We start from the raw sequence: 19,263 nt of genomic DNA on the forward strand, positions 1-19,263 counted from the left end.
AGGAGGGGGCTGTGGCGGTGGCTGGCAGAAGGGCGGCGGCGGTCACAAGTCTTTTCATCGATCCAGCAACTGGCTGACGCGTTCGCGGGCCAGCACCACCGTGTTGCTGCCCTGGCGCTCGACGAGCGAGCGCTGCTCCAGCTGGCGTTCGTCCAGCCGCAGCCGGCCGGTGACGATGAAGAAGGACGAGTCCACCGACGCGCGGCCGCTGCCGAGCTGCACGTTGGCGGGCAGGAAGGCGGCCGCGTCGGCCGTGTTCTGCAGCGGCTTGGCCTTGCGGCCCTGCACCAGGCGCTCGGCGGCGGCCAGGTTCATGTTGTCGAACAGCGCGGCGATGACCTCGCGCGGCGCGGTGTTCAGGTTGACCGGCGTGGCCTTGGGCAGCAGCACGACATAGGGCTTCAGGCGCTGCAGCGTGTCGGCGTCCAGGCCCAGCCAGGCGAGCTGGTCCAGCCCGGCCGGCTGCAGTGGGCCGCTGGTGGCCGCGGGGGCACTGGCCGGCGCGCCGGCGGGGGCGCTCGCGCCGCTGGCAGGCGCCGGGAAGGCGGCGCGCAGCCCGTCGATGATGATGGTGGCGGTGCCCGGTGGCGCGTTGACCTGGCCGCACAGCCGCTGCAGCGTGCGCTCCTCCAGCGGGTCCACCTGCGCGCTGGCCACCAGCGCGCGCAGGTTGTAGCGGCTCTGCGCGTCCTCGATGAAGCCGGACAGGAAGGCCTCGGGGCCGTCGTCGGCGCTGGCGGTCGACGGGTCGGCCGCGAGGAAGGTGGACAGCCGCGACTCTGCCAGCGGCGTAGCCCAGAACTCGCCCAGGTGGTCAATGCCGCGGGCATCGGACTTCAGGATCAGCCGCGCCCAGTCCAGCGCGCCCTGCAGCACCCAGACGGCCTGCGCGCGGGCGCGGTCGGCGGCCTCGATCTGCACGGCGCGGTACTGCTGCCACACCATGCCGGCCGCGAGGCTGGCCACCAGCGTGACGATGATCATGGCGGTCAACAGCGCTGCCCCGCGCTGGTGCAGGCGGGCGCTCATCGGACGGTGACCTCCAGCTCGCGCGTCAGCGTGCCAGCCAGGCCGCTGCCTTCGGCGAACTGCATCGCGATGCGCAGGCCCGACGGCGCCTGGCTGGCGGGTCGCGGGTTGACGGGGCCGGCGTTGGCCTGCGCCGTGCCGCCGGTGGACTGGCAGTTGCTCCACGCATTGCCCCAGAAGCAGTAGAACTGCCAGCCGGCCACGCCCTCGAAGGCGCGCAGCGCCGGGTTGCGCGAGGCCAGCTGCTGCATGCCGCGCTGGCGCTCGGTTTCCAGGTCCTGCACGGTGCGCACGCCGGGGCTTTCCCAGCGCCACAGGCTGCCCTCGCGCAGGCTCCACACCACCACCTGCAGCCCCAGTGGCGCCTGGCGCGTCAGCACCAGGTTGCCGCCGTCGAAGGCCAGTGGCTGGATGGTGCTGTGGCTGTCCTGCACGGCGCGCAGGTCGACTTCCCACTGCGCCAGCACGGTCTGCAGCCGGGCCGTCTGCGCGAGGCGGGCCTGCGCGATCTCGCGGCTGCGGGCCAGCGCGTCGATGCCGCGCCAGGCCATCGCGGCCATCGTCGCCATGACGACGAGCGCCACCAGCACCTCGACGAGCGTGAAGCCGCGCGTGCGGCGGGGGGGGGCGCTGCGCATCAGATGCGGCCCACGATGGTGGTCAGCGTCAGCATGGGCAGGCCCTCGTCGTTCGCGACGTCGGCGTCGACGCGGCGGAAGTCCGGGTTCAGCGTCGAGCTGACTTTCAGCTTCCCCGCGTAGGTGCGGCCCAGTTGCTCGCAGCTGAACGGCGACTCGCCGATGCTGGGGAACTGCTGGTTCAGCCGGATCTCGGTCAGCATGTTCTCGGCGCACCACTGCGCCGCGCTGACCTGGGCCAGCCGGTCGGCGTTGTTGGCCAGCGCGCCGGCAGCCTTGATGCCAGCGCCCAGCGCGATGGCGACGATGACCAGCGCCACCAGCACCTCGATCAGCGTGAAACCGCGTTGGCGACGGCCGTTCATGGGTTGACGACCTCGAACGCGGCCAGGCCGTCCGTGCCCAGCACGACGCGCTGCTCGCCCAGTTGCAGCCGCAGCCGCTGGGCCGGGATGATGGGCTCGGGCCCGAGCACCAGGCCGGGGTTGACGGCGGTGGCGTTCTCGATCGTGACGGCCACCGGGTCGCCCAGCCAGCGCGACGGCAGCTGGATGGTCTTGGGCAGGCCCGTGAACTGAAAGTCTTCGCCGGTCTTCACGCTCTTGGGAATCCAGCGCACCGCCAGGCCCGACGCACGGCTCTCGGCGCGGGCCGTTTCCAGCAGCGCGGCCAGCCGCTGCGCCTCGCGCTGCAGCTGCAGTTCGGTGGGGTCGCGCAGAGCCAGCGAGATGGTCGCGCTGGTGATGGCAATCAGCGCCACGACCACCAGCAGCTCGATCAGCGTGAAGCCGCCATCCGCGCTTCGTCTGCCAGGGCTCGATTGCGGGCCGAGCGCCGGGCCGCTCCCAAGCCGGCCCGCCTGGCGATGTGCGAGCGGCGCCATGCCGCGAGCGTCGCCGTCCCGATGGGGCACCGACCAGACTCGCTCGCGTTCAGCGACGCGAGGCTGGGCGAGGGGCATCACGTTATTGCCAGGAACCGACGTCCGCGTCACGGCCCTCGCCGCCGGCGCGGCCGTCGGCGCCGAAGCTGTAGACATCGACCTCGCCCTTCACGCCCGGGTTGGCGTACTGGTAGGGGTGGCCCCAGGGGTCGTTGGGCAGCTTTTCCAGGTAGGGCTTCCAGTTCGGCGGCGGCGTGCCGGCGGTGGGCTTGCGCACCAGCGCGTCCAGGCCTTGCTCGCCACTGGGGTAGCGCTGGTTGTCCAGCTTGTAGAGCTTGAGCGCCTGCATCAGGTTGTTGACGTCGGTGCGGGCGGCGGTGACGCGCGCGTCCTCGGCGCGGTCCAGCACGTTGGGCACGACGAGGGCCGCGAGCACGCCGATGATGACGAGCACGACCAGCAGTTCGATGAGCGTGAAGCCGCGGGCGATGGAAGAACGACGCATGACGGGCATGGAGAGCGCTGAGGCAGCGGTGAGCGGGCCATCATAATGGGCCATGGTTGCTCGATTGATGGCGTTCTCGGTGTGGCTGCTGCTGGGCGGCTCGGTGGCCTACTGGGGCCTGCAGTTGTTCGCCCGGCCGCTGGCGATGCCGGCGTCGGTGCTGCCCGCCACGGGCGGGCCGTCCGGCCCGGTGGATCTGAGCCGGCTGCTGGGCGCGGCCGCGCCTGAGGCGGCGCCCGCGCCCGAGGTGGCCGCGTCCACGCGGCTGCGGCTGCTGGGCGTCGTGGCGCCGAAGAATGCGAAGGCCGCCGAGGCCGGCGAGGGCGTCGCGCTGATCGACGTGGACGGCGTGCCGCGCACCGTGCGCGTGGGTGCCGTCGTCGACGGCGAGCTGCGCCTGCTGCGCGTGGAAGCCCGCAGCGCCAGCCTGGGCCTGCTGGGCCAGGCGCCGGTGCAGGTGTTGCAGCTCAGCCCGCCGACCGCGCCGGCCACCGGGTCGCTGATGGCCGCGGCGCCGTCGCCCGTCGTGCTGGGAGGCAACCCGCCGGGCACCGTCGCGCAAATGCCGCCGCCGCCCGGCGCACAGCCGCCGGTCTATGGCGCGCCGTTGCCGGAGATGGCGGCCAGCGGCGTGCCGCTGCGCCAGCGCTGAGGCGCCGTCAGCCGCCCAGCGTGGGCACGTGGGCGCCCGGTTCGGGGCGCATGGACAGGCGGGCCTCGGCCACTTCGTGCAGGTCGGTCAGCAGCGCCGCTGCCGAGCGGATCATGGGCCAGGCCAGCGCGGCGCCGGTGCCATCGGCGCTGTCCATGCCCAGCTCCAGCAGCGCCGACGCGTGGAACAGCGCCAGCGCCTCGTCCAGGCCGCGGTGCACATGGCTGCGGCAGAACACGGCGTAGTCGGTCACCGGCGCGCAGATCAGCGACGCCAGCTTGAGCGCCGCGCAGGCGGCGATGCCGTCCACGATGATGAGGCTGCGCTTGCTGGCGGCCACCAGCATGGCACCCACCATGACGGCCAGCTCATGGCCGCCAAAGGCCGCGAGCAGGTCCATCGGGTCCTTGGCGTCGCGGTGGCGGGCCTGGGCGCCGTGCAGCACTTCCAGCAGATGGGTCAGGTCGTCCTGGCGCATGGTCGGGCCGGAGACGACGAAGTCGCGCACCGGCTGGTCGGCCAGGCGCGACAGCACCAGCGCGGCGCACTCGGGCGAGCCCTGGCCCATGGCCGCGCAGGCCAGCACGTTGCCGGGCAGGTTGTCGGCGATCTCCATGCCCACGCGCACGCCGGCGTGGGCCTGTTCCAGGCTCATCGCGAACGCGGTGCGCGCATTGCGCGTGCCGTGCGCCACCTTGCGTGCCAGCAGCCGGGCATGTGGCGGCAGGTTGTCGGCGACGCCGCAGTCCACCACCGTCAGGTGCAGGCCCTGCAGCCGCGCGAACACGGACACGGGCAGCTGCGCATGCAGCGCCATCTGCACCTGGTCGCGCGTGGCGCGGCCCCACTGGGCACCCACGCCATCCACGACGATGCCGTGGTCGGCCGCGAACAGCGCCAGCACCGGGTCGCGGAAGCGGGGTGTCAGGCTGTTCTGCACCAGGCCCAGGCGCACGGCCAGCGGTTCCAGCTCACCGAGGCCGCCCGCGATGGCCGACCGTCGGTCGACGCGGTCACGCAGGGCTTTTTCCAGCTCGGGATTGGCGGTGGGGGAGATCAGCGACTGTTGGGCGACGGTCATGGCACAGGCGGTCAGAGGCCCCCGATTTCAACTCAACCCAGGAACAAGCGGTAGACCGGGTTTGCCGTCTCGTCCTCGAACGGATAGTTCAGGCCGCTCAGGAACTCGCGCAGCGCCGTGGTGGCGCCCTTGGGCACCTGGATGCCGACGAGGATGCGGCCGTGGTCGGCGCCCTGGTTGCGGTAGTGGAACAGGCTGATGTTCCAGTCCGGGTGCATGCTGGACAGGAACTTCATCAGCGCACCCGGCCGCTCGGGGAACACGAAGCGGTACAGCCGCTCCTCCTTGGCCAGCTCGCTGCGGCCGCCCACCATGTGGCGCACGTGCTGCTTGGCCAGCTCGTCGTTGGTCAGGTCCAGCGTCTCGAAGCCGGCCTTCGTGAAGGTGCGGGCCAGTTTGGCGGCCTCGTCGGGTTTGGAGATGCCGATGCCGACGAAGATGTGGGCGACGTTGGCATCGGCGATGCGGTAGTTGAACTCGGTGACGCTGCGCGGGCCCAGCAGCTCGCAGAAGCGCTTGAAGCTGCCGCGCGCCTCGGGGATGGTGACGGCGAACAGCGCTTCGCGGTGCTCGCCCACCTCGGCCCGCTCGGCGACGAAGCGCAGGCGGTCGAAGTTCATGTTGGCGCCGCACGTGATGGCGATCAGCGTCTGCCCCTTGGCGCCGGTCTTGGCGGCGTACTGTTTCACGGCGGCCACGCTCATCGCGCCCGACGGCTCCAGGATGGAGCGCGTGTCCTCGAAGACGTCCTTGATCGCGGCGCAGACGGCATCGGTGTCGACGACGATGAAGTCGTCCACCAGCTCGCGGGCGATGCGGAAGGTCTCCTCGCCCACCAGCTTGACGGCGGTGCCGTCGGCGAACAGGCCCACGTCGGTCAGCGTGACGCGCTTGCCGGCCTTGACCGAGCGCAGCATGGCGTCGGAGTCGGTGGTCTGCACGCCGATGATCTTGATCTCCGGCCTCAGCGCCTTGACGTAGGCCGCGACGCCCGAGATCAGGCCGCCGCCACCGATGGCGACGAAGATGGCGTCGATGGGGCCCGGGTGCTGGCGCAGCAGCTCCATCGCGATGGTGCCCTGGCCGGCGATGACGTCGGGGTCGTCGAAGGGGTGCACGAAGGTCAGGCCCTGTGCCTGCTCCAGCTCCTTGGCGTGGCCATAGGCGTCCGTGAAGCTCTCGCCGGACAGCACCACCTCGCCGCCCAGCGCCTTGACGGCGTCGACCTTGACCTGGGGCGTCGTCAGCGGCATCACGATGACGGCGCGGCAGCCCAGCTTCTTCGCCGACAGCGCGACGCCCTGCGCGTGGTTGCCGGCCGATGCACAGATGACGCCCGCGGCGCGCTGCTCGGCCGTCAGGTGCGCCATCTTGTTGTACGCGCCGCGCAGCTTGAAGCTGAACACGTCCTGCTCGTCCTCGCGCTTGAGCCAGACCTTGTTGGCCAGGCGCTTGGACAGCTTCGCGGCGTGCGTCAGGTCGGTTTCCCGCGCCACCTCGTAGACCCGGGCATTCAGGATGCGCTGCAGATAGCTGCTGCCGGGCGGCAGCATCGCGGGCACATGGGATGCAGGCGGGCGGCGGCGCGAGGCGCTCATCGGGTCTCCAGGTGGTTTTGTTGCGGCGCCGCATGATAGGGGAGACCCTCATGCGGCGCCTTTCGCAGCCGGCGGGATGATCGCGGGCGAAAAAAAAACCCGAGCTCTTGCAAGCTCGGGTTGAATCCACCATGGAGGCGGTGGAGGAGACAATCGGTGCGAAAGCGTTTTCGCTTGGTTTGAAGTTTAGCGCCGAGTTATGCTGCGCTGCAATATTTTTCTGTGAAAAATTGGAGCTTTGCCCCTAGATGAGCATGGAATGCACGGTGAGTTGGCTGGGCCCCGAAGGCCCCAGCGGCATGAGCTTCGTTGCCGAGACGGGCAGCGGCCATGTGTTGTCCATGGACGGCGCGCCCGATGGCGGTGGCCGCAACCTCGCGCCACGGCCCATGGAGACGGTGCTGGCCGGCACCGGCGGCTGCACCGCCTATGACGTGGTGCTCATCCTCAAGCGCGGCCGCCACGACGTGCGCGGCTGCAAAGTGGTGCTGAAGGCCGAGCGGGCGACGAGCGACCCCAAGGTCTTAACGGCCATCCATTTCCATTTCGTTGTCAGCGGCAAGGGCCTCAAGCCCGAGATCGTCGAGCGCGCCGTGACGCTGTCGCACGAAAAGTACTGCTCGGCCACGGCCATGCTGGCCAAGACCTCGGCCATCAGCACGTCGTTCGAGGTCGTCGAGGTCTGATCAGACGCGGTGGGCCACGGTCGTCATGACCTTGGCTGCCAGCCGCATCAGCCCCGTCACGGGCGCCGGCAACGGCGCGGCGCCGGCCGCGAGCGCGGCCTCGGCGTGTGCGGCCTCCTCGCGCTTCATCTGGTCCACGATGGCCCGCGAAGCGGTATCACCGGCCGGCAGCCGGTCCAGGTGCGAGGCCAGATGTGCCTCCACCTGGCGTTCGGTCTCGACGACGAAGCCCAGGCTCCAGCGGTCGCCCGCGGCGCCGGCCGCGCTGCCCCATGCGAAGGCGCCCAGCCACCACAACGGTGCAAGCCGACTGGTGTGCGTGCCCAGTTCTGCGACACGCTCGGCCGTCCAGGCCAGATGATCCAGTTCCTCCTGGGCAGCTTGCTCGAAGTGCAGCCGCAGCTCGGCCGTGCGCCCGAACAACGCCTGCGATTGATAGAGCGCCTGCGCGCAGATCTCGCCCACGTGGTTGACCCGCATCAGCGCCCCCGATTCGCGGGCCTCGTCAGCGCTCAATTCGTTGCGCGAATGCGCCGCCGCGGGTGACGGGCGCGCCGCCCGCGTGGGGGCGAAGACCGTCCTCAGGCCCGAATCGAGCGCGCTGAGCAGCTGGTCGCCAAGGCCCAATGGGCGATGCTTGGGTGGAGTTGTGTGCGAAAGCATTCAATTCACATGTATTTACATGAAGAAATCATGACAATGAGGCCTGCGTTGCCGACGGGCAACGGCAACACACAATTTCATATCCGGAAATTCCCGAAGGGGCCAAACCTGTAGTGGAATACGCGCACTTCCTCACAGGAGGTGAGCCCGGCCGACTCGGCCAGGGGCTCGTGTGAATATCTAGGAGTATCGAATGAAGAAAGCACTGATTGCCCTGGCCGTCCTCGGTCTGACCGGTGGCGCTGCTGTTGCGCAATCGTCCGTCACGCTGTTCGGCGTTCTGGACGCCAACGTCCGTTACACCAAGTCCAGCGGCCAGACGCTGAAGAAGCTGGACTCCAGCGGCCTGAGCACCAGCCGTTTCGGCGTGCGCGGCTCGGAAGATCTGGGCGGCGGCCTGAAGGCTGGCTTCTGGCTGGAATCCGAAGTCGGCGTCGACACCGGCGTGGCAGCCAACGGCGGCGCCTTCTGGGGCCGTCGTGCCACCGTGAGCCTGACGGGCGAATTCGGTGAAGTGCGCCTGGGTCGCAACAAGACCGCCTCGCGCCTGCACCTGGAAGACTTCGACCCGACGTCCGCCACGGGCCAAGGCAGCGTCCTGTCGGTCTACAGCAACCTGGGCAGCGGCAACAGCACGGCCTTCGGCCGCGCTGACAACCTGGCTTCGTACTCCCTGCCTGACGGCCTGGGTGGCTTCTACGGTGGCGTCGACGTCGCCGCTGGCGAAGGCGCGACCAACAACAAGCTGGAAGCTGCTCGCCTGGGCTACAAGGCTGGCCCGCTGAACGTGTCCGGTGCCTACGCCAACGCCACCGGCGTGGCCGGCAAGTACAAGCTGACCTCGGTCGGCGTGTCCTACGACCTGGGCGTCGCCAAGCCTTCGTTCGCCTACACGGAGAACAAGTACAACGCCGCCAAGCAGACCATCTACACGGCCGCTGTGACCGTGCCGCTGGGCCAGGGCCTGATCATGGCTTCGTACACCGACTCCAAGGCCAACACGGCTGCGGAAGGTGTGGCTGCCTACACGACCGCCGGCGTTGCTGCCGTCACGGGCGATGCCAAGCTGTTCTCGATCGGCTACGTCTACAACCTGTCCAAGCGCACCGCTCTGTACACGACCTACGCCCAGATCGACAACGACGGCAAGGGCACGTACTACACCGCCGGTTCGACGGCTGGTTTCGTCAAGGCTGGCCAAAAGTCCAGCGGCTTCGACGTCGGCATCCGCCACAACTTCTGATCCAGCGCCGCGACATTTGTCGCGGTCGATCAGCAAAGCCGCCCTCGGGCGGCTTTTTCATTTGTCTCGGCGGCGACAGGGGAATCGCTGTGGAAAAGGAACAACAGACCTTGTTTTTCGGGACAGTGGTTCGCTGAGAATAAGTTGGTTCATTATTCCTAGCAGGAGACAACGTTGATGAAAAAAGCTACTTTGGCCGTCGCCGTTCTGGCCGCCAGCACCTCTGCAGCCTGGGCTCAATCCAGCGTGACCCTGTATGGCATCGTGGACGCTGCCGTGCGCTACACGACGAACGCCAACCCGGGCACGTCGACCAAGACCGTCGTTCCCGGTGGCATGTCGCAAAGCCGCCTCGGTGTGAACATCACCGAAGACATGGGTGGCGGTCTGAAGGCGCTGGCCAACCTGGAGCACCGCCTGCAGTCCGACACCGGCGCGGTGTCCGGCAACCCCGACTTCTGGCGCCAGGCCTGGGTGGGCCTGCAGTCCAGCGAATTCGGCCAGATCCGCCTGGGCCGTCAGTACAACATCCTGTTCGACCTCTACACGTCGACCTTCGCCTCGTTCCGCTACTCGCCCTACATCGAGGCCTACAAGCCCGAAATCGGCCTGGCCATGACGGCTCGCCAGGACAACATGGTCAAGTACCTGGTCCAGCTGGGCAACGTCTACGGTGAAATCCAGGTCAGCGCCGGCGAAGGCGCGACTGGCGCTGCGGCCGCCCAGCCCGCCAAGACCATGGGCGCCATGCTGCGCTACAACGACGGCACCTGGGGTGCTGGCGGTGCCTACCTGCAGGCCGAAGAGCAGACGGGCAAGAAGATCAAGGCCACGGTGCTGGGCGTGTCGTACACCGACGGTCCCCTGTACGTTCACGCCTCCTGGGGCGAGAACAAGTTCGACGGCCTGTCCAACCTGATCACCTCGCCCACCTCGGTGAGCGATGCGGCCAGCGCTTTCCGCGTCGGCCTGACGACCCGCGGCGCTTACACCAGCGGCCTGCTGGGTGCCAGCGTGTTCAACACGAACTCCGCCGACATCAAGACCCGCACGATGTACATGTTCGGTGCGACGTACCAGCTGACGCCGCAGTTCAACATCGGCGCCAACGCCTGGCTGACGAAGCAGAAGCACTACGGTCTGGCGCTGGCTCCGCTGGGTCTGTCGACGAACGCGAATGTCTCGTCGAAGGCCGACTTCTTCGCCGTCGTGCTGGACTACGCTTTCTCCAAGCGCACCGATGTGTACCTGGAAGCCGACTACACCCGCACCAGCGGCTCGGTGGCCTTCGCCAACGGCGCCACCAAGCGCGGCGGCTCGATGCTCGGCCTGCGTCACCGCTTCTGATCCTGCGGGCGGCATACTGCCGCTCTGCGATCAACAAAAACGGGCCGCGTCAGCGGCCCGTTTTTCTTGGTGGGCACCACTCTTGCTCGTCTAGGGCTTTCCCTGGCAGTGAGGCCTTTCCGCCTTCGCCATGATCGCGCCTTCGCTCAGCGCCACAAGCGCGACAGGGTTCACCCGACCTCATGCTGGTTTTCATCCTCCGCCGTCTGGCCCAGGCCGCCATCGTCATGCTGTCGGTGGCCTTCATTGCCTTCATGCTGTTCCAGTACGTGGGCGATCCGGTCAACAACCTGCTGGGTCAGGATGCCACCGAGGAGCAGCGCACCGCGCTGCGCAAGGACCTGGGCCTGGACCAGCCCTTCCCGGTGCAGTTCGCGCGCTTCGTGGGCAATGCGGTGCAGGGCGAGTTCGGCATCAGCCTGCGCCAGGGGCGCAAGGTGTCGGCCCTCATCGTGGAGCGTTTTCCCGCCACGTTGGAGCTCGCGCTCGTCGCCGGCCTGATCGCGCTGGGCCTGGGCATCCCGCTGGGTGTCTATGCGGCCTTGCGGCGCGGCAAGGCCAGCGCACAGTTGCTGATGACGGGCACGCTGTTCGGCGTCAGCCTGCCCAACTTCGTCATCGGCATCGTGCTGATTTGGGTGTTCGCCGTCGAGCTGAAGTGGCTGCCCAGCTTCGGCCGCGGTGACGTCGTCGCGCTGGGCAGCTGGACCACCGGGCTGCTGACCCGCGACGGGCTGTTGCATCTGGTGCTGCCGGCCATCACGTTGTCTGCTTTTCAACTGACGCTGATCATGCGGCTGGTGCGCGCCGAGATGCTGGAGGTGCTGCGCACCGACTACATCCGCTTCGCCCGTGCCCGCGGGCTGACCGATCGCAGCGTCTATTTCGGCCATGCGCTGAAGAACACGCTGGTGCCGGTCATCACCATCACCGGCCTGCAGCTGGGCTCGCTGATCGCGTTCGCGATCATCACCGAGCAGGTCTTCCAGTGGCCCGGCATGGGGCTGCTGTTCATCCAGGCCGTGCAGTTCGCCGACATCCCCGTGATGGCGGCCTACCTGTGCCTGATCTCGCTGATCTTCGTCGTCATCAACCTTGGCGTGGATCTGCTCTATTTCGCCGTCGACCCGCGCCTGCGCGTCGAGGGCAAGGCGCACTGACGACCCGACATGGCTGTTGATGCCGATCCCAAGCCGACCGCGTCGGCCTCCGCGCTGCGCGGCTTCTTCGACGGCGACGTGTGGCATTCGTTCCGCACCTCGCCGGTCGCGATGCTGGCGGCGTTCATCGCGTCCGTCTGCCTCGTCTGTGCGCTGTTCGCCGGCGTGGTGGCGCCGCACAACCCGTTTGACCTCGCGACGCTGGACCTGATGGACTCGCTGAAGCCGCCGTCGTGGATCGAGGGTGGCGAGTCCCGGTTCGTGCTGGGCACGGACGGCCAGGGGCGCGACATCCTGTCGGCGCTGATGTACGGCACGCGCATCTCGCTGCTGGTGGGGCTGGCGTCGGTGCTGCTGTCCATCCTGATCGGCGTCACGCTGGGCCTGCTGGCCGGCTTCCTGGGTGGCCGCACGGACGCCTTCATCATGCGCATCTGCGACGTGATGCTGTCCTTCCCATCCATCCTCGTCGCGCTGATGATCAGCGGCGTCGGCCGCAGCCTGTTCCCGCATGCGCCGGACGCGCTGGCCTTCGTCGTGCTGGTGCTGGCCATCGCGCTGACCGGCTGGGTGCAGTACGCGCGCACGGTGCGCGGCTCCACGCTGGTGGAGCGCAACAAGGAGTACGTGCAGGCGGCCCGCGTCATCGGCGTCGGCCCGCTGCGCATCATGCGCCGGCATGTGCTGCCCAACGTGCTCGGGCCGGTGCTGGTGCTGGCCACCATCCAGGTCGCGTCGGCCATCATCACCGAGGCCACGCTGTCCTTCCTGGGCGTCGGCGTGCCGGTCACCAGCCCGTCGCTCGGCACGCTGATCCGCAACGGCAACGACACGCTGTTCTCCGGCGAGTGGTGGATCACCGCCTGGCCCAGCCTGACGCTGGTGCTCATCACGCTGAGCGTCAACCTGCTGGGCGACTGGCTGCGCGACGCGCTGAACCCCCGACTGCGATGACGGACCCGTTGCTTGAAGTCAGCCACCTGCGGGTGGAGTTCCCGACCCGCCGCGGCACGCTGCTGGCGCTGGACGACATCTCCTTCTCGATCGCGCCGGGCGAGATCCTGGGCGTGGTGGGTGAGTCCGGCGCCGGCAAGTCGCTGACCGGCGCGGCCATCATCGGCCTGCTGGACCCGCCGGGCCGCATCGCCGCCGGCGAGATCCGCCTCGCGGGCCGGCGCATCGACAACCTGCCCTACGAACAGATGCGGCGTGTGCGCGGCCGCGAGATCGGCGCCGTGTTCCAGGACCCGCTGACGTCGCTGAACCCGCTCTACACCGTCGGCCACCAGCTCGTCGAAACGATCACGACCCACCTGGACCTGACGGCGGCGCAGGCGCGCACGCGCGCCATCGAGCTGCTGGCGTCCACGGGCATCCCCGCGCCCGAGGCCCGCATCGACCACTACCCGCACCAGTTCTCCGGCGGCATGCGCCAGCGCGTCGTCATCGCGCTCGCGCTGGCGGCCGCGCCCAAGCTCATCGTCGCCGACGAGCCGACGACGGCGCTGGACGTGTCCATCCAGGCGCAGATCATTGCGCTGCTGAAGCAGGTCTGCCGGGAGCAGGGCGCGGCCGTCATGCTGGTTACGCACGACATGGGCGTCATTGCCGAGACCTGCGACCGCGTCGCCGTCATGTACGCCGGCCGCATCGCCGAGATCGGCCCGGTGGCCGACGTCATCCACCGCCCGGCGCACCCTTACACCGTGGGGCTGATGGGCTCCATCCCGGCCATGGACGAAGACCGCGAGCGGCTGCTGCAGATCGACGGCGCGATGCCGCGGCTGAACGCCATCCCGCCGGGCTGCGCCTTCAACCCGCGCTGCACGCGCGTCGTCGACCGCTGCCGCACCGACCGGCCCGAACTGGCCGACGTCAGCGCGACCCGCGCCGCCTGCTGGCAGCCGGTCACCGGGGAGGGCGTGCAATGAGCCGGCCACTCGTGGAAGTGCGCGACCTGGCCAAGGTCTTCGACGTGTCGCCGCCCTGGCTGAACCGCGTCGTCGAGCGCAAGCCCAGGGCCTTCGTGCATGCGGTGGACGGCGTGTCGTTCACCATCCAGCGCGGCCAGACGCTGGCGCTGGTGGGCGAGAGCGGCTGCGGCAAGAGCACCGTGGCGCGGCTGCTGGTGGGGCTGTACGGCGCCACGCGGGGCAGCGTCAGCGTCGATGGCGAGGACATCGCGAAGACGCTGGCCGGCCCGGGCGCGCTGCCGCTGCGCCGGCGCATGCAGATGATCTTCCAGGACCCCTACGCGTCGCTGAACCCGCGCTGGCAGGTGCTGGACATCGTCGCCGAGCCGCTGCGCGAGCATGGCCTCGTGAAGACCGATGCCGAGGCCCGCCAGCGCGTGGGCGAGCTGCTGAGTTCGGTGGGCCTGAACCCGGCCGATGCGCAGAAGTTCCCGCACCAGTTCTCGGGCGGCCAGCGCCAGCGCATCTCCATCGCGCGCGCCCTCGCCACGCAGCCGGAGTTCCTGGTCTGCGACGAGCCGACGTCGGCGCTGGATGTGTCCGTGCAGGCGCAGGTGCTCAACATCATGAAGGACCTGCAGCGCGAGCGCGGGCTGACCTACCTCTTCATCTCGCACAACCTGGCCGTCGTGCGCCATGTGGCGGACGAGGTCGGGGTCATGTACCTGGGGCGGCTGGTGGAGGTGGCCGACAAGGCCGCGCTGTTCGCCAGGCCGCAGCACCCGTACACGCGCATGCTGCTGGACGCGATCCCCGACATCCACATGACCGGCCGCGCCCGCACGCCGGTGCAGGGCGAGGTGCCCAACCCGCTGAACCCGCCTAGCGGCTGCAGCTTCCACCCGCGTTGCCCGCTGGCGAACGCGCGCTGCAAGGCCGAGCGGCCAGCGCTGCTGGAAGTCCGCGGCGTGCGCGTGGCCTGCCACGCGGTGGAGGAGGGGCGGGGCTAGCGATTCGCCGGGGCTGGCGCGGACGCCGCGTCGGCCGGCTTGGGCAGCGTCAGCGGCCCTTTCTGCCCGCAACCCGCAAGCGCGGTAAGGGTGATGGCCAGGGCGATCAGGCGCCCACCTACACTGACGGCAGAACTCTTCATTGCCGCAGTTTATGTCCCTGTCCGACGCCGATTACCACGCCAAGTCCCACGCGCTGCTCGCCCGCATCGAGGCGCAGGTCGATGCCTGGCTCGACGACGACGTGGTTGACATCGACGCCCACCGCACCGGCGGCCTGCTGGAGCTGAGCCTGCCGGGCGGCAGCAAGATCGTCATCAACACCCAGCCGCCGCTGCAGGAGATCTGGCTGGCCGCGCGCTCCGGCGGCTACCACTTCAAGTGGGACGGCACGCAGTGGGTGGACCGCGAAGGCCAGGAGTTCCTGGCGCGCCTCTCGCACAGCGCCAGCGAACAGAGCGGTCAGGCGCTGCAGTTCATCGCCTGACGGCACCTACCGTTTGAAGAGGTCCAGGATGGACTTCTTCTCGTCGTCCGTCGCCGCAGGGGGGGCATTCGGCTCGGCGGCGAGTTCCTTCACGCCGTTGCCGGCCGTGTATTCCTCGTAGAACCACTCGCCATTGACGTTGATGACGCCCTCGGGCGGCGTGATCTCGTCGACCGGCTTGTTCTTCAGCGCGACCAGCATGTACTCGATCCACACCGGCAGGCTCAAGCCCCCGCCGGTCTCGCGGTCGCCCAGCTTGCGCGGCTGGTCGTAGCCGATCCAGACGATGGCGACCAGGTCTTTCTGGTAGCCGGCGAACCAGGCGTCCATCGAGTCGTTGGTGGTGCCGGTCTTGCCGTAGATGTCGGGCCGCTTCAGCGTGGCCTGTGCGCGCGCCGCCGTGCCGCTGCGCGTGACCTCCTGCAGCAGGCTGCTCATCAGGAAGGCGTTGCGCGGCTCGATGGCTCGGGCGCTGTCAGCCAGCGTGACGGGCTGGGCCTCGTAGAGCTGGCGGCCCTTGTTGTCGGTGATGCGGGCGATGAGCTGCGGGTTCACGCGGTAGCCGCCGTTGGCGAACACTGCGTAGCCCTGGGCCATCTGCATCGGCGTCACGGAGCCCGCGCCCAGCGCCATCGTCAGGTAGGCCGGGTGCTTCTCGGCCTCGAAGCCGAAGCGGGTGATCCATTCCTGCGCGTACTTCACGCCCACCGAGTGCAGCACGCGGATGGACACCATGTTCTTGGACTTGGCCAGCGCCGTGCGCAGCGGCATGGGGCCTTCGAACTTGCCGTCGTAGTTCTTCGGCTCCCACGGCTGGCTGCCGGTGGTGCCGGCGTCGAAGAACAGCGGCGCGTCATTGACGATGGTGGCGGGCGTGAAGCCCTTCTCCAGCGCCGCCGAGTAGATGAAGGGCTTGAAGCTGGAGCCCGGCTGGCGCCAGGCCTGCGTGACGTGGTTGAACTTGTTCTTGTTGTAGTCGAAGCCACCCACCAGCGCGCGGACCTGGCCGGTGCGCGGGTCCAGCGACACGAACGCGCCTTCCACCTCGGGCAGCTGCGTGACGGTCCACTCGCCGCCGTCCTTCTGCTTCGCGCCCTTGACGACGCGGATGACGGCGCCGCGACGGATGCGCGTCTTGGGGTTGCCCTTGTCGGACAGGCCGGACGTGGCGGGCTTCAGGCCGTCGCCGGTGATGGTGATGGCGTCGCCGCTCTGCAGCACGGCGGTCACCTTCTTCGGGTCGGCGTCCAGCACGACGGCGGCCAGCAGCTCGTCGTTGGCCGGGTGATCGGCCAGCGCCTCGGCGATGCGGGCGTCCAGTGCCTTGGCGTCGCCGGGCAGGTCGGCATAGGCCTCGGGGCCGCGGTAGACCTGGCGCTTCTCGTAGTCCAGGATGCCGCGGCGCAGCGCGCGGTAGGCGGTGTTCTGCTCGGCGCTGTCCAGCGTCAGGTAGACGTTCAGCCCGCGCGAGTACGCTTCGTCGCCGTACTGGCTGAAGATCAGCTGGCGCGCCGCCTCGGCGACGAACTCGGCGTGCGAGGCCGACTCCTGCACGGGGCGGATGCGCAGCTTCTCGGCCTTGGCCTCGTCACGCTGCTCTTCCGTGATGTAGCCGGTCTCGTACATCCGCTCGATGATGTACTGCTGGCGGATGGTGGCGCGGCGCGGGTTGTTGATGGGGTTGTAGGCCGAGGGCGCCTTGGGCAGCCCGGCCAGCATCGCCGCCTCGGCGACGCTGAGCTTGTCCAGCGTCTTGCCGAAATAGACCTCGCTGGCTGCCGCGAAGCCGTGTGCGCGGTGGCCCAGGAAGATCTGGTTCATGTAGATCTCGAGGATCTTCTCCTTGGGCAGCGCCGCCTCGATCTTCAGCGCCAGCAGGATCTCGTAGATCTTGCGCGTGAAGGTCTTCTCGGTGGACAGGTAGAAGTTGCGCGCCACCTGCATCGTGATGGTGGACGCACCCTGGCTGCGCGACTCGCCGACGTTGGCCAGGCCCGCGCGGATGATGCCCAAGTAGTCCACGCCGCCGTGCTGATAGAAGCGCGCGTCCTCGATGGCCAGCACCGCCTCCTGCATGACCTTGGGTGTCTGCTGGATGGGCAGGTAGCTGCGCCGCTCCTCGCCGAACTCGCCCAGCAGCACGCCGCCGCTGGACAGCACGCGCATCGGCAGCTTGGGGCGGTAGTCGGTCAGCCCGCTGATGTCGGGCAGGTTGGGGTAGGCCAGCGCCAGGCCCAGCGCCAGCAGCAGCGCCACGGCCGCCGTGCCACCGGCCAGCAGGCCCAGCGCCCACAGCCCGAGCCGGCCCAGGCGGGCGCCTAGCGTGGCGGAGCGGGAGGCGGGGGCGGGGCCGGCGGCTGCGGGCGAGGGGCTGGGCGCAGCGGGTCGAGACTTGTCTTTCATGTGCCGGCAAAGCACGCCCGCGGGCGCAAGGAGAAGAGGCGGCGGATTATAGGAAGGGCCACCCGGCCGGCTTACATACCGCACATGCCCCCAAAAGGTGTGCCAAACGAACGCGACCCATGTGTTTTTCAGGAGCGTGCAAGCCGCTCCCTTCGTGTATGTTTAGCAACGTGGCGTTACCAGCTCGCGCCGGATTTCCGTTCGGTGTCAAAGGCTTTGCTGCTAGCATTCAAGTAACTTATTAATAGTCCGATACGTAACTCAACGCATCGGCGATAAAGGGCATGGGAATACTCGACGCACTTCTGGGTCGCACGCACCCACCCTTGATCGGTCTGGATATCAGCTCGTCCAGCGTCAAGCTGGTCGAGTTGAGCCAGACCAAGAGCGGCGAGTTCGTGCTGGAGCGTTTCGCCAGCGAGCCGTTCGAGAAGGGGTGGATCGCCGACGGCCAGATCGAGAAGTTCGATGAGGTGGCGGACGCCGTGCGTCGCGTCGTGGCGCGCAGCGGCAGCAAGACGCGCGACGCCGCGCTGGCGATGCCGCAGTCGGCCGTCATCACCAAGAAGATCATGCTGCCCGCCGGCCTGCGCGAGGAAGAGCTCGAGCTGCAGGTCGAGGCCGAGGCCAACCAGTACATCCCGTTCTCGCTGGACGAGGTGAGCCTGGACTTCTGCGTCATCGGCCCCAGTCCCACGTCGGTCGGCGACGTCGAGGTACTGATCGCCGCGTCGCGCAAGGACCGCGTGCAGGACCGCCAGGGTCTGGCCGAGGCGGCCGGGTTGCGCCCCGTCGTGCTGGACATCGAGTCGCACGCGTCGCGCATGGCGATGGGCCGGCTGATCGCCGCGCTGCCCAACGAAGGCAAGGACGCGCTGGTCGCGCTGTTCGAGATCGGCGCCGACACCACCAGCCTCAAGGTGCTGCGCGACGACGAGCTGCTGTACGACCGCGACCAGTCCTTCGGCGGCTCGCAGCTCACGCAGCTGATCTCGCGCCAGTACGGCTTCTCCTTCGAGGAGGCCGAGCAGAAGAAGCTGTCCAACGACCTGCCCGAGGACTACGACACCAGTGTGCTCAACCCCTTCGTCGACAGTCTGTCCCAGGAGATCGGCCGGGCGCTGCAGTATTTCTTCACCAGCACGCCGCACCACAAGGTGCACTACGTGATGCTGGCCGGTGGCACCGCGACGCTGCCGGGGCTCAAGGAGCGCGTGACCGACCTGACGGGCTTTGCCTGCATGGTGGTCAACCCCTTCGAGAACATGGGCCTGGCCTCGTCCGTGCGCGAGTCCAGGCTGCAACGTGAGGCGCCGTCCTACCTCACCGCCTGCGGCCTCGCGATGCGGAGGTTTTTCCAGTGATCCTGATCAACCTGCTGCCTTACCGAGAGGAAAGGCGCAAGCGGCGCAAGGCCGCGTTCTTCGTGGGCATGGGCGTGGCCGCTGCGGCCGGCGCCGGTGTCGTTGCCGCGGGCTACCTGCTGCTGCAGTTCCTGACGCAGGAGCAGCAGTCGCACAACGCCTACATCCAGAACGAGATCACGCGCCTCGAGGCGCAGATCAAGGACATCGCCAACCTGAAGGCCGAGATCGAGTCGCTGAAGTCGCGTCAGCGCGCGGTGGAAGACCTGCAGACCGACCGCAACACGCCCGTCCAGCTGCTCAACGACTTGGCGCGCCTGGCGCCCGAAGGCATCTACCTGACGGCCATCCGCCAGACCGACAAGGTCGTGACGGTCAGCGGCATCGCGCAGACCAACGAGCGCGTGTCGGAGTTCCTGCGCAACGTGTCGCGTGGCTCGGAGTGGCTGGAGAAGCCGGACCTCATCGAGGTGAAGCTGGCGGCCGTCACCACCAACACGCGTGATGCACGTCGCCTGCTGGACTTCTCCATGAAGGTCTCGATCAAGGTGCCGCCGCGCGACGCCGCAACGGGCGCCTCTGCGCCGACCAAGGGCTGACC

Annotated in this window: 21 protein-coding genes; 11 read left to right on the top strand and 10 right to left on the bottom strand. The window is 68.7% G+C overall.

What is annotated here, in order from left to right:
* Positions 1-54 precede the first annotated feature (54 nt).
* From gspK to gspG, 5 genes are all read right to left on the bottom strand, one after another.
* The gene (gspK, locus tag AC1Q7O_RS00770) at positions 55-1,029 is read right to left on the bottom strand and encodes a type II secretion system minor pseudopilin GspK (protein ID WP_492659385.1); all 975 of its coding nucleotides are present in this window, start codon (positions 1,027-1,029) and stop codon (positions 55-57) included.
* A complete protein-coding gene (locus tag AC1Q7O_RS00775; protein WP_492659384.1) occupies positions 1,026-1,667 on the bottom strand; it encodes a PulJ/GspJ family protein in 642 nt (213 codons plus the stop codon). The genes gspK and AC1Q7O_RS00775 overlap by 4 nt, the downstream gene beginning before the upstream one ends.
* Positions 1,667-2,032, bottom strand: a complete 366-nt coding sequence (gene gspI / locus AC1Q7O_RS00780) for a type II secretion system minor pseudopilin GspI (protein ID WP_492659383.1) — start codon at positions 2,030-2,032, stop codon at positions 1,667-1,669. The genes AC1Q7O_RS00775 and gspI overlap by 1 nt, the downstream gene beginning before the upstream one ends.
* Positions 2,029-2,550, bottom strand: a complete 522-nt coding sequence (locus tag AC1Q7O_RS00785) for a pilus assembly FimT family protein (RefSeq protein ID WP_492659382.1) — start codon at positions 2,548-2,550, stop codon at positions 2,029-2,031. Before AC1Q7O_RS00785 ends, gspI begins: the two co-directional genes overlap by 4 nt.
* 82 nt (positions 2,551-2,632) lie before the next feature.
* Entirely contained in the window at positions 2,633-3,055 is a 423-nt protein-coding gene (gene gspG, locus AC1Q7O_RS00790) for a type II secretion system major pseudopilin GspG (RefSeq protein ID WP_492659381.1), read from the bottom strand.
* Between the two features lie 52 nt (positions 3,056-3,107).
* On the opposite strand from gspG, the gene AC1Q7O_RS00795 reads away from it, so the two are divergent.
* The gene (locus AC1Q7O_RS00795; RefSeq protein ID WP_492659380.1) at positions 3,108-3,707 is read left to right on the top strand and encodes a hypothetical protein; all 600 of its coding nucleotides are present in this window, start codon (positions 3,108-3,110) and stop codon (positions 3,705-3,707) included.
* A gap of 7 nt (positions 3,708-3,714) precedes the next feature.
* On the opposite strand, the gene AC1Q7O_RS00800 is transcribed toward AC1Q7O_RS00795, so the two are convergent.
* Positions 3,715-4,788, bottom strand: coding sequence for a nicotinate-nucleotide--dimethylbenzimidazole phosphoribosyltransferase (locus tag AC1Q7O_RS00800; protein ID WP_348713532.1), 1,074 nt, complete (start codon positions 4,786-4,788; stop codon positions 3,715-3,717).
* A 32-nt stretch (positions 4,789-4,820) separates the two neighbouring features.
* The gene (gene ilvA, locus AC1Q7O_RS00805; protein WP_492659379.1) at positions 4,821-6,386 is read right to left on the bottom strand and encodes a threonine ammonia-lyase, biosynthetic; all 1,566 of its coding nucleotides are present in this window, start codon (positions 6,384-6,386) and stop codon (positions 4,821-4,823) included.
* 254 nt (positions 6,387-6,640) lie between these two features.
* Between ilvA and AC1Q7O_RS00810 the strand changes: the two genes are divergently transcribed.
* Positions 6,641-7,072 (top strand): OsmC family protein, encoded by a 432-nt coding sequence (locus tag AC1Q7O_RS00810; RefSeq protein WP_492659398.1) that lies wholly within the window; start codon positions 6,641-6,643, stop codon positions 7,070-7,072.
* Here AC1Q7O_RS00810 and coq7 read toward each other — a convergent pair whose 3' ends face one another.
* Positions 7,073-7,735, bottom strand: coding sequence for a 2-polyprenyl-3-methyl-6-methoxy-1,4-benzoquinone monooxygenase (gene coq7, locus AC1Q7O_RS00815; RefSeq protein ID WP_492659378.1), 663 nt, complete (start codon positions 7,733-7,735; stop codon positions 7,073-7,075). It lies immediately after the preceding gene.
* A gap of 193 nt (positions 7,736-7,928) precedes the next feature.
* On the opposite strand from coq7, the gene AC1Q7O_RS00820 reads away from it, so the two are divergent.
* The 6 genes from AC1Q7O_RS00820 to AC1Q7O_RS00845 all read left to right on the top strand — a co-directional run bounded on the left by AC1Q7O_RS00820 (position 7,929) and on the right by AC1Q7O_RS00845 (position 14,408).
* Positions 7,929-8,978 (top strand): porin, encoded by a 1,050-nt coding sequence (locus AC1Q7O_RS00820; RefSeq protein ID WP_492659377.1) that lies wholly within the window; start codon positions 7,929-7,931, stop codon positions 8,976-8,978.
* A gap of 177 nt (positions 8,979-9,155) precedes the next feature.
* Positions 9,156-10,325 (top strand): porin, encoded by a 1,170-nt coding sequence (locus AC1Q7O_RS00825; RefSeq protein WP_492659376.1) that lies wholly within the window; start codon positions 9,156-9,158, stop codon positions 10,323-10,325.
* Positions 10,326-10,507: 182 nt separating this feature from the next.
* Positions 10,508-11,485, top strand: a complete 978-nt coding sequence (locus tag AC1Q7O_RS00830; protein ID WP_492659375.1) for an ABC transporter permease — start codon at positions 10,508-10,510, stop codon at positions 11,483-11,485.
* A gap of 9 nt (positions 11,486-11,494) precedes the next feature.
* Entirely contained in the window at positions 11,495-12,439 is a 945-nt protein-coding gene (locus AC1Q7O_RS00835) for an ABC transporter permease (RefSeq protein WP_394512756.1), read from the top strand.
* Positions 12,436-13,416: an ABC transporter ATP-binding protein gene (locus AC1Q7O_RS00840; RefSeq protein ID WP_492659374.1), complete on the top strand. Its 981-nt coding sequence runs from the start codon at positions 12,436-12,438 to the stop codon at positions 13,414-13,416. Before AC1Q7O_RS00835 ends, AC1Q7O_RS00840 begins: the two co-directional genes overlap by 4 nt.
* A complete protein-coding gene (locus tag AC1Q7O_RS00845) occupies positions 13,413-14,408 on the top strand; it encodes an ABC transporter ATP-binding protein (RefSeq protein WP_492659373.1) in 996 nt (331 codons plus the stop codon). Before AC1Q7O_RS00840 ends, AC1Q7O_RS00845 begins: the two co-directional genes overlap by 4 nt.
* On the opposite strand, the gene lptM is transcribed toward AC1Q7O_RS00845, so the two are convergent.
* Complete coding sequence (gene lptM / locus AC1Q7O_RS00850) at positions 14,405-14,551, bottom strand: LPS translocon maturation chaperone LptM (protein ID WP_394512753.1); 147 nt, start codon at positions 14,549-14,551, stop codon at positions 14,405-14,407. The genes AC1Q7O_RS00845 and lptM overlap by 4 nt on opposite strands.
* 11 nt (positions 14,552-14,562) lie before the next feature.
* Between lptM and cyaY the strand changes: the two genes are divergently transcribed.
* On the top strand, positions 14,563-14,895 hold the full coding sequence (gene cyaY, locus AC1Q7O_RS00855; protein ID WP_492659372.1) for an iron donor protein CyaY: 333 nt from the start codon (positions 14,563-14,565) through the stop codon (positions 14,893-14,895).
* A 6-nt stretch (positions 14,896-14,901) separates the two neighbouring features.
* Here the strand turns inward: cyaY and AC1Q7O_RS00860 are convergent, their stop codons facing one another.
* Positions 14,902-17,298, bottom strand: coding sequence for a penicillin-binding protein 1A (locus AC1Q7O_RS00860; protein WP_492659371.1), 2,397 nt, complete (start codon positions 17,296-17,298; stop codon positions 14,902-14,904).
* Between the two features lie 284 nt (positions 17,299-17,582).
* On the opposite strand from AC1Q7O_RS00860, the gene AC1Q7O_RS00865 reads away from it, so the two are divergent.
* Positions 17,583-18,662: a pilus assembly protein PilM gene (locus AC1Q7O_RS00865; protein WP_492659370.1), complete on the top strand. Its 1,080-nt coding sequence runs from the start codon at positions 17,583-17,585 to the stop codon at positions 18,660-18,662.
* Entirely contained in the window at positions 18,659-19,261 is a 603-nt protein-coding gene (locus AC1Q7O_RS00870) for a PilN domain-containing protein (RefSeq protein ID WP_492659369.1), read from the top strand. Before AC1Q7O_RS00865 ends, AC1Q7O_RS00870 begins: the two co-directional genes overlap by 4 nt.
* Positions 19,262-19,263 lie beyond the last annotated feature (2 nt).

It is taken from the genome of Roseateles sp. GW823-FHT07B05 (assembly GCF_058794515.1).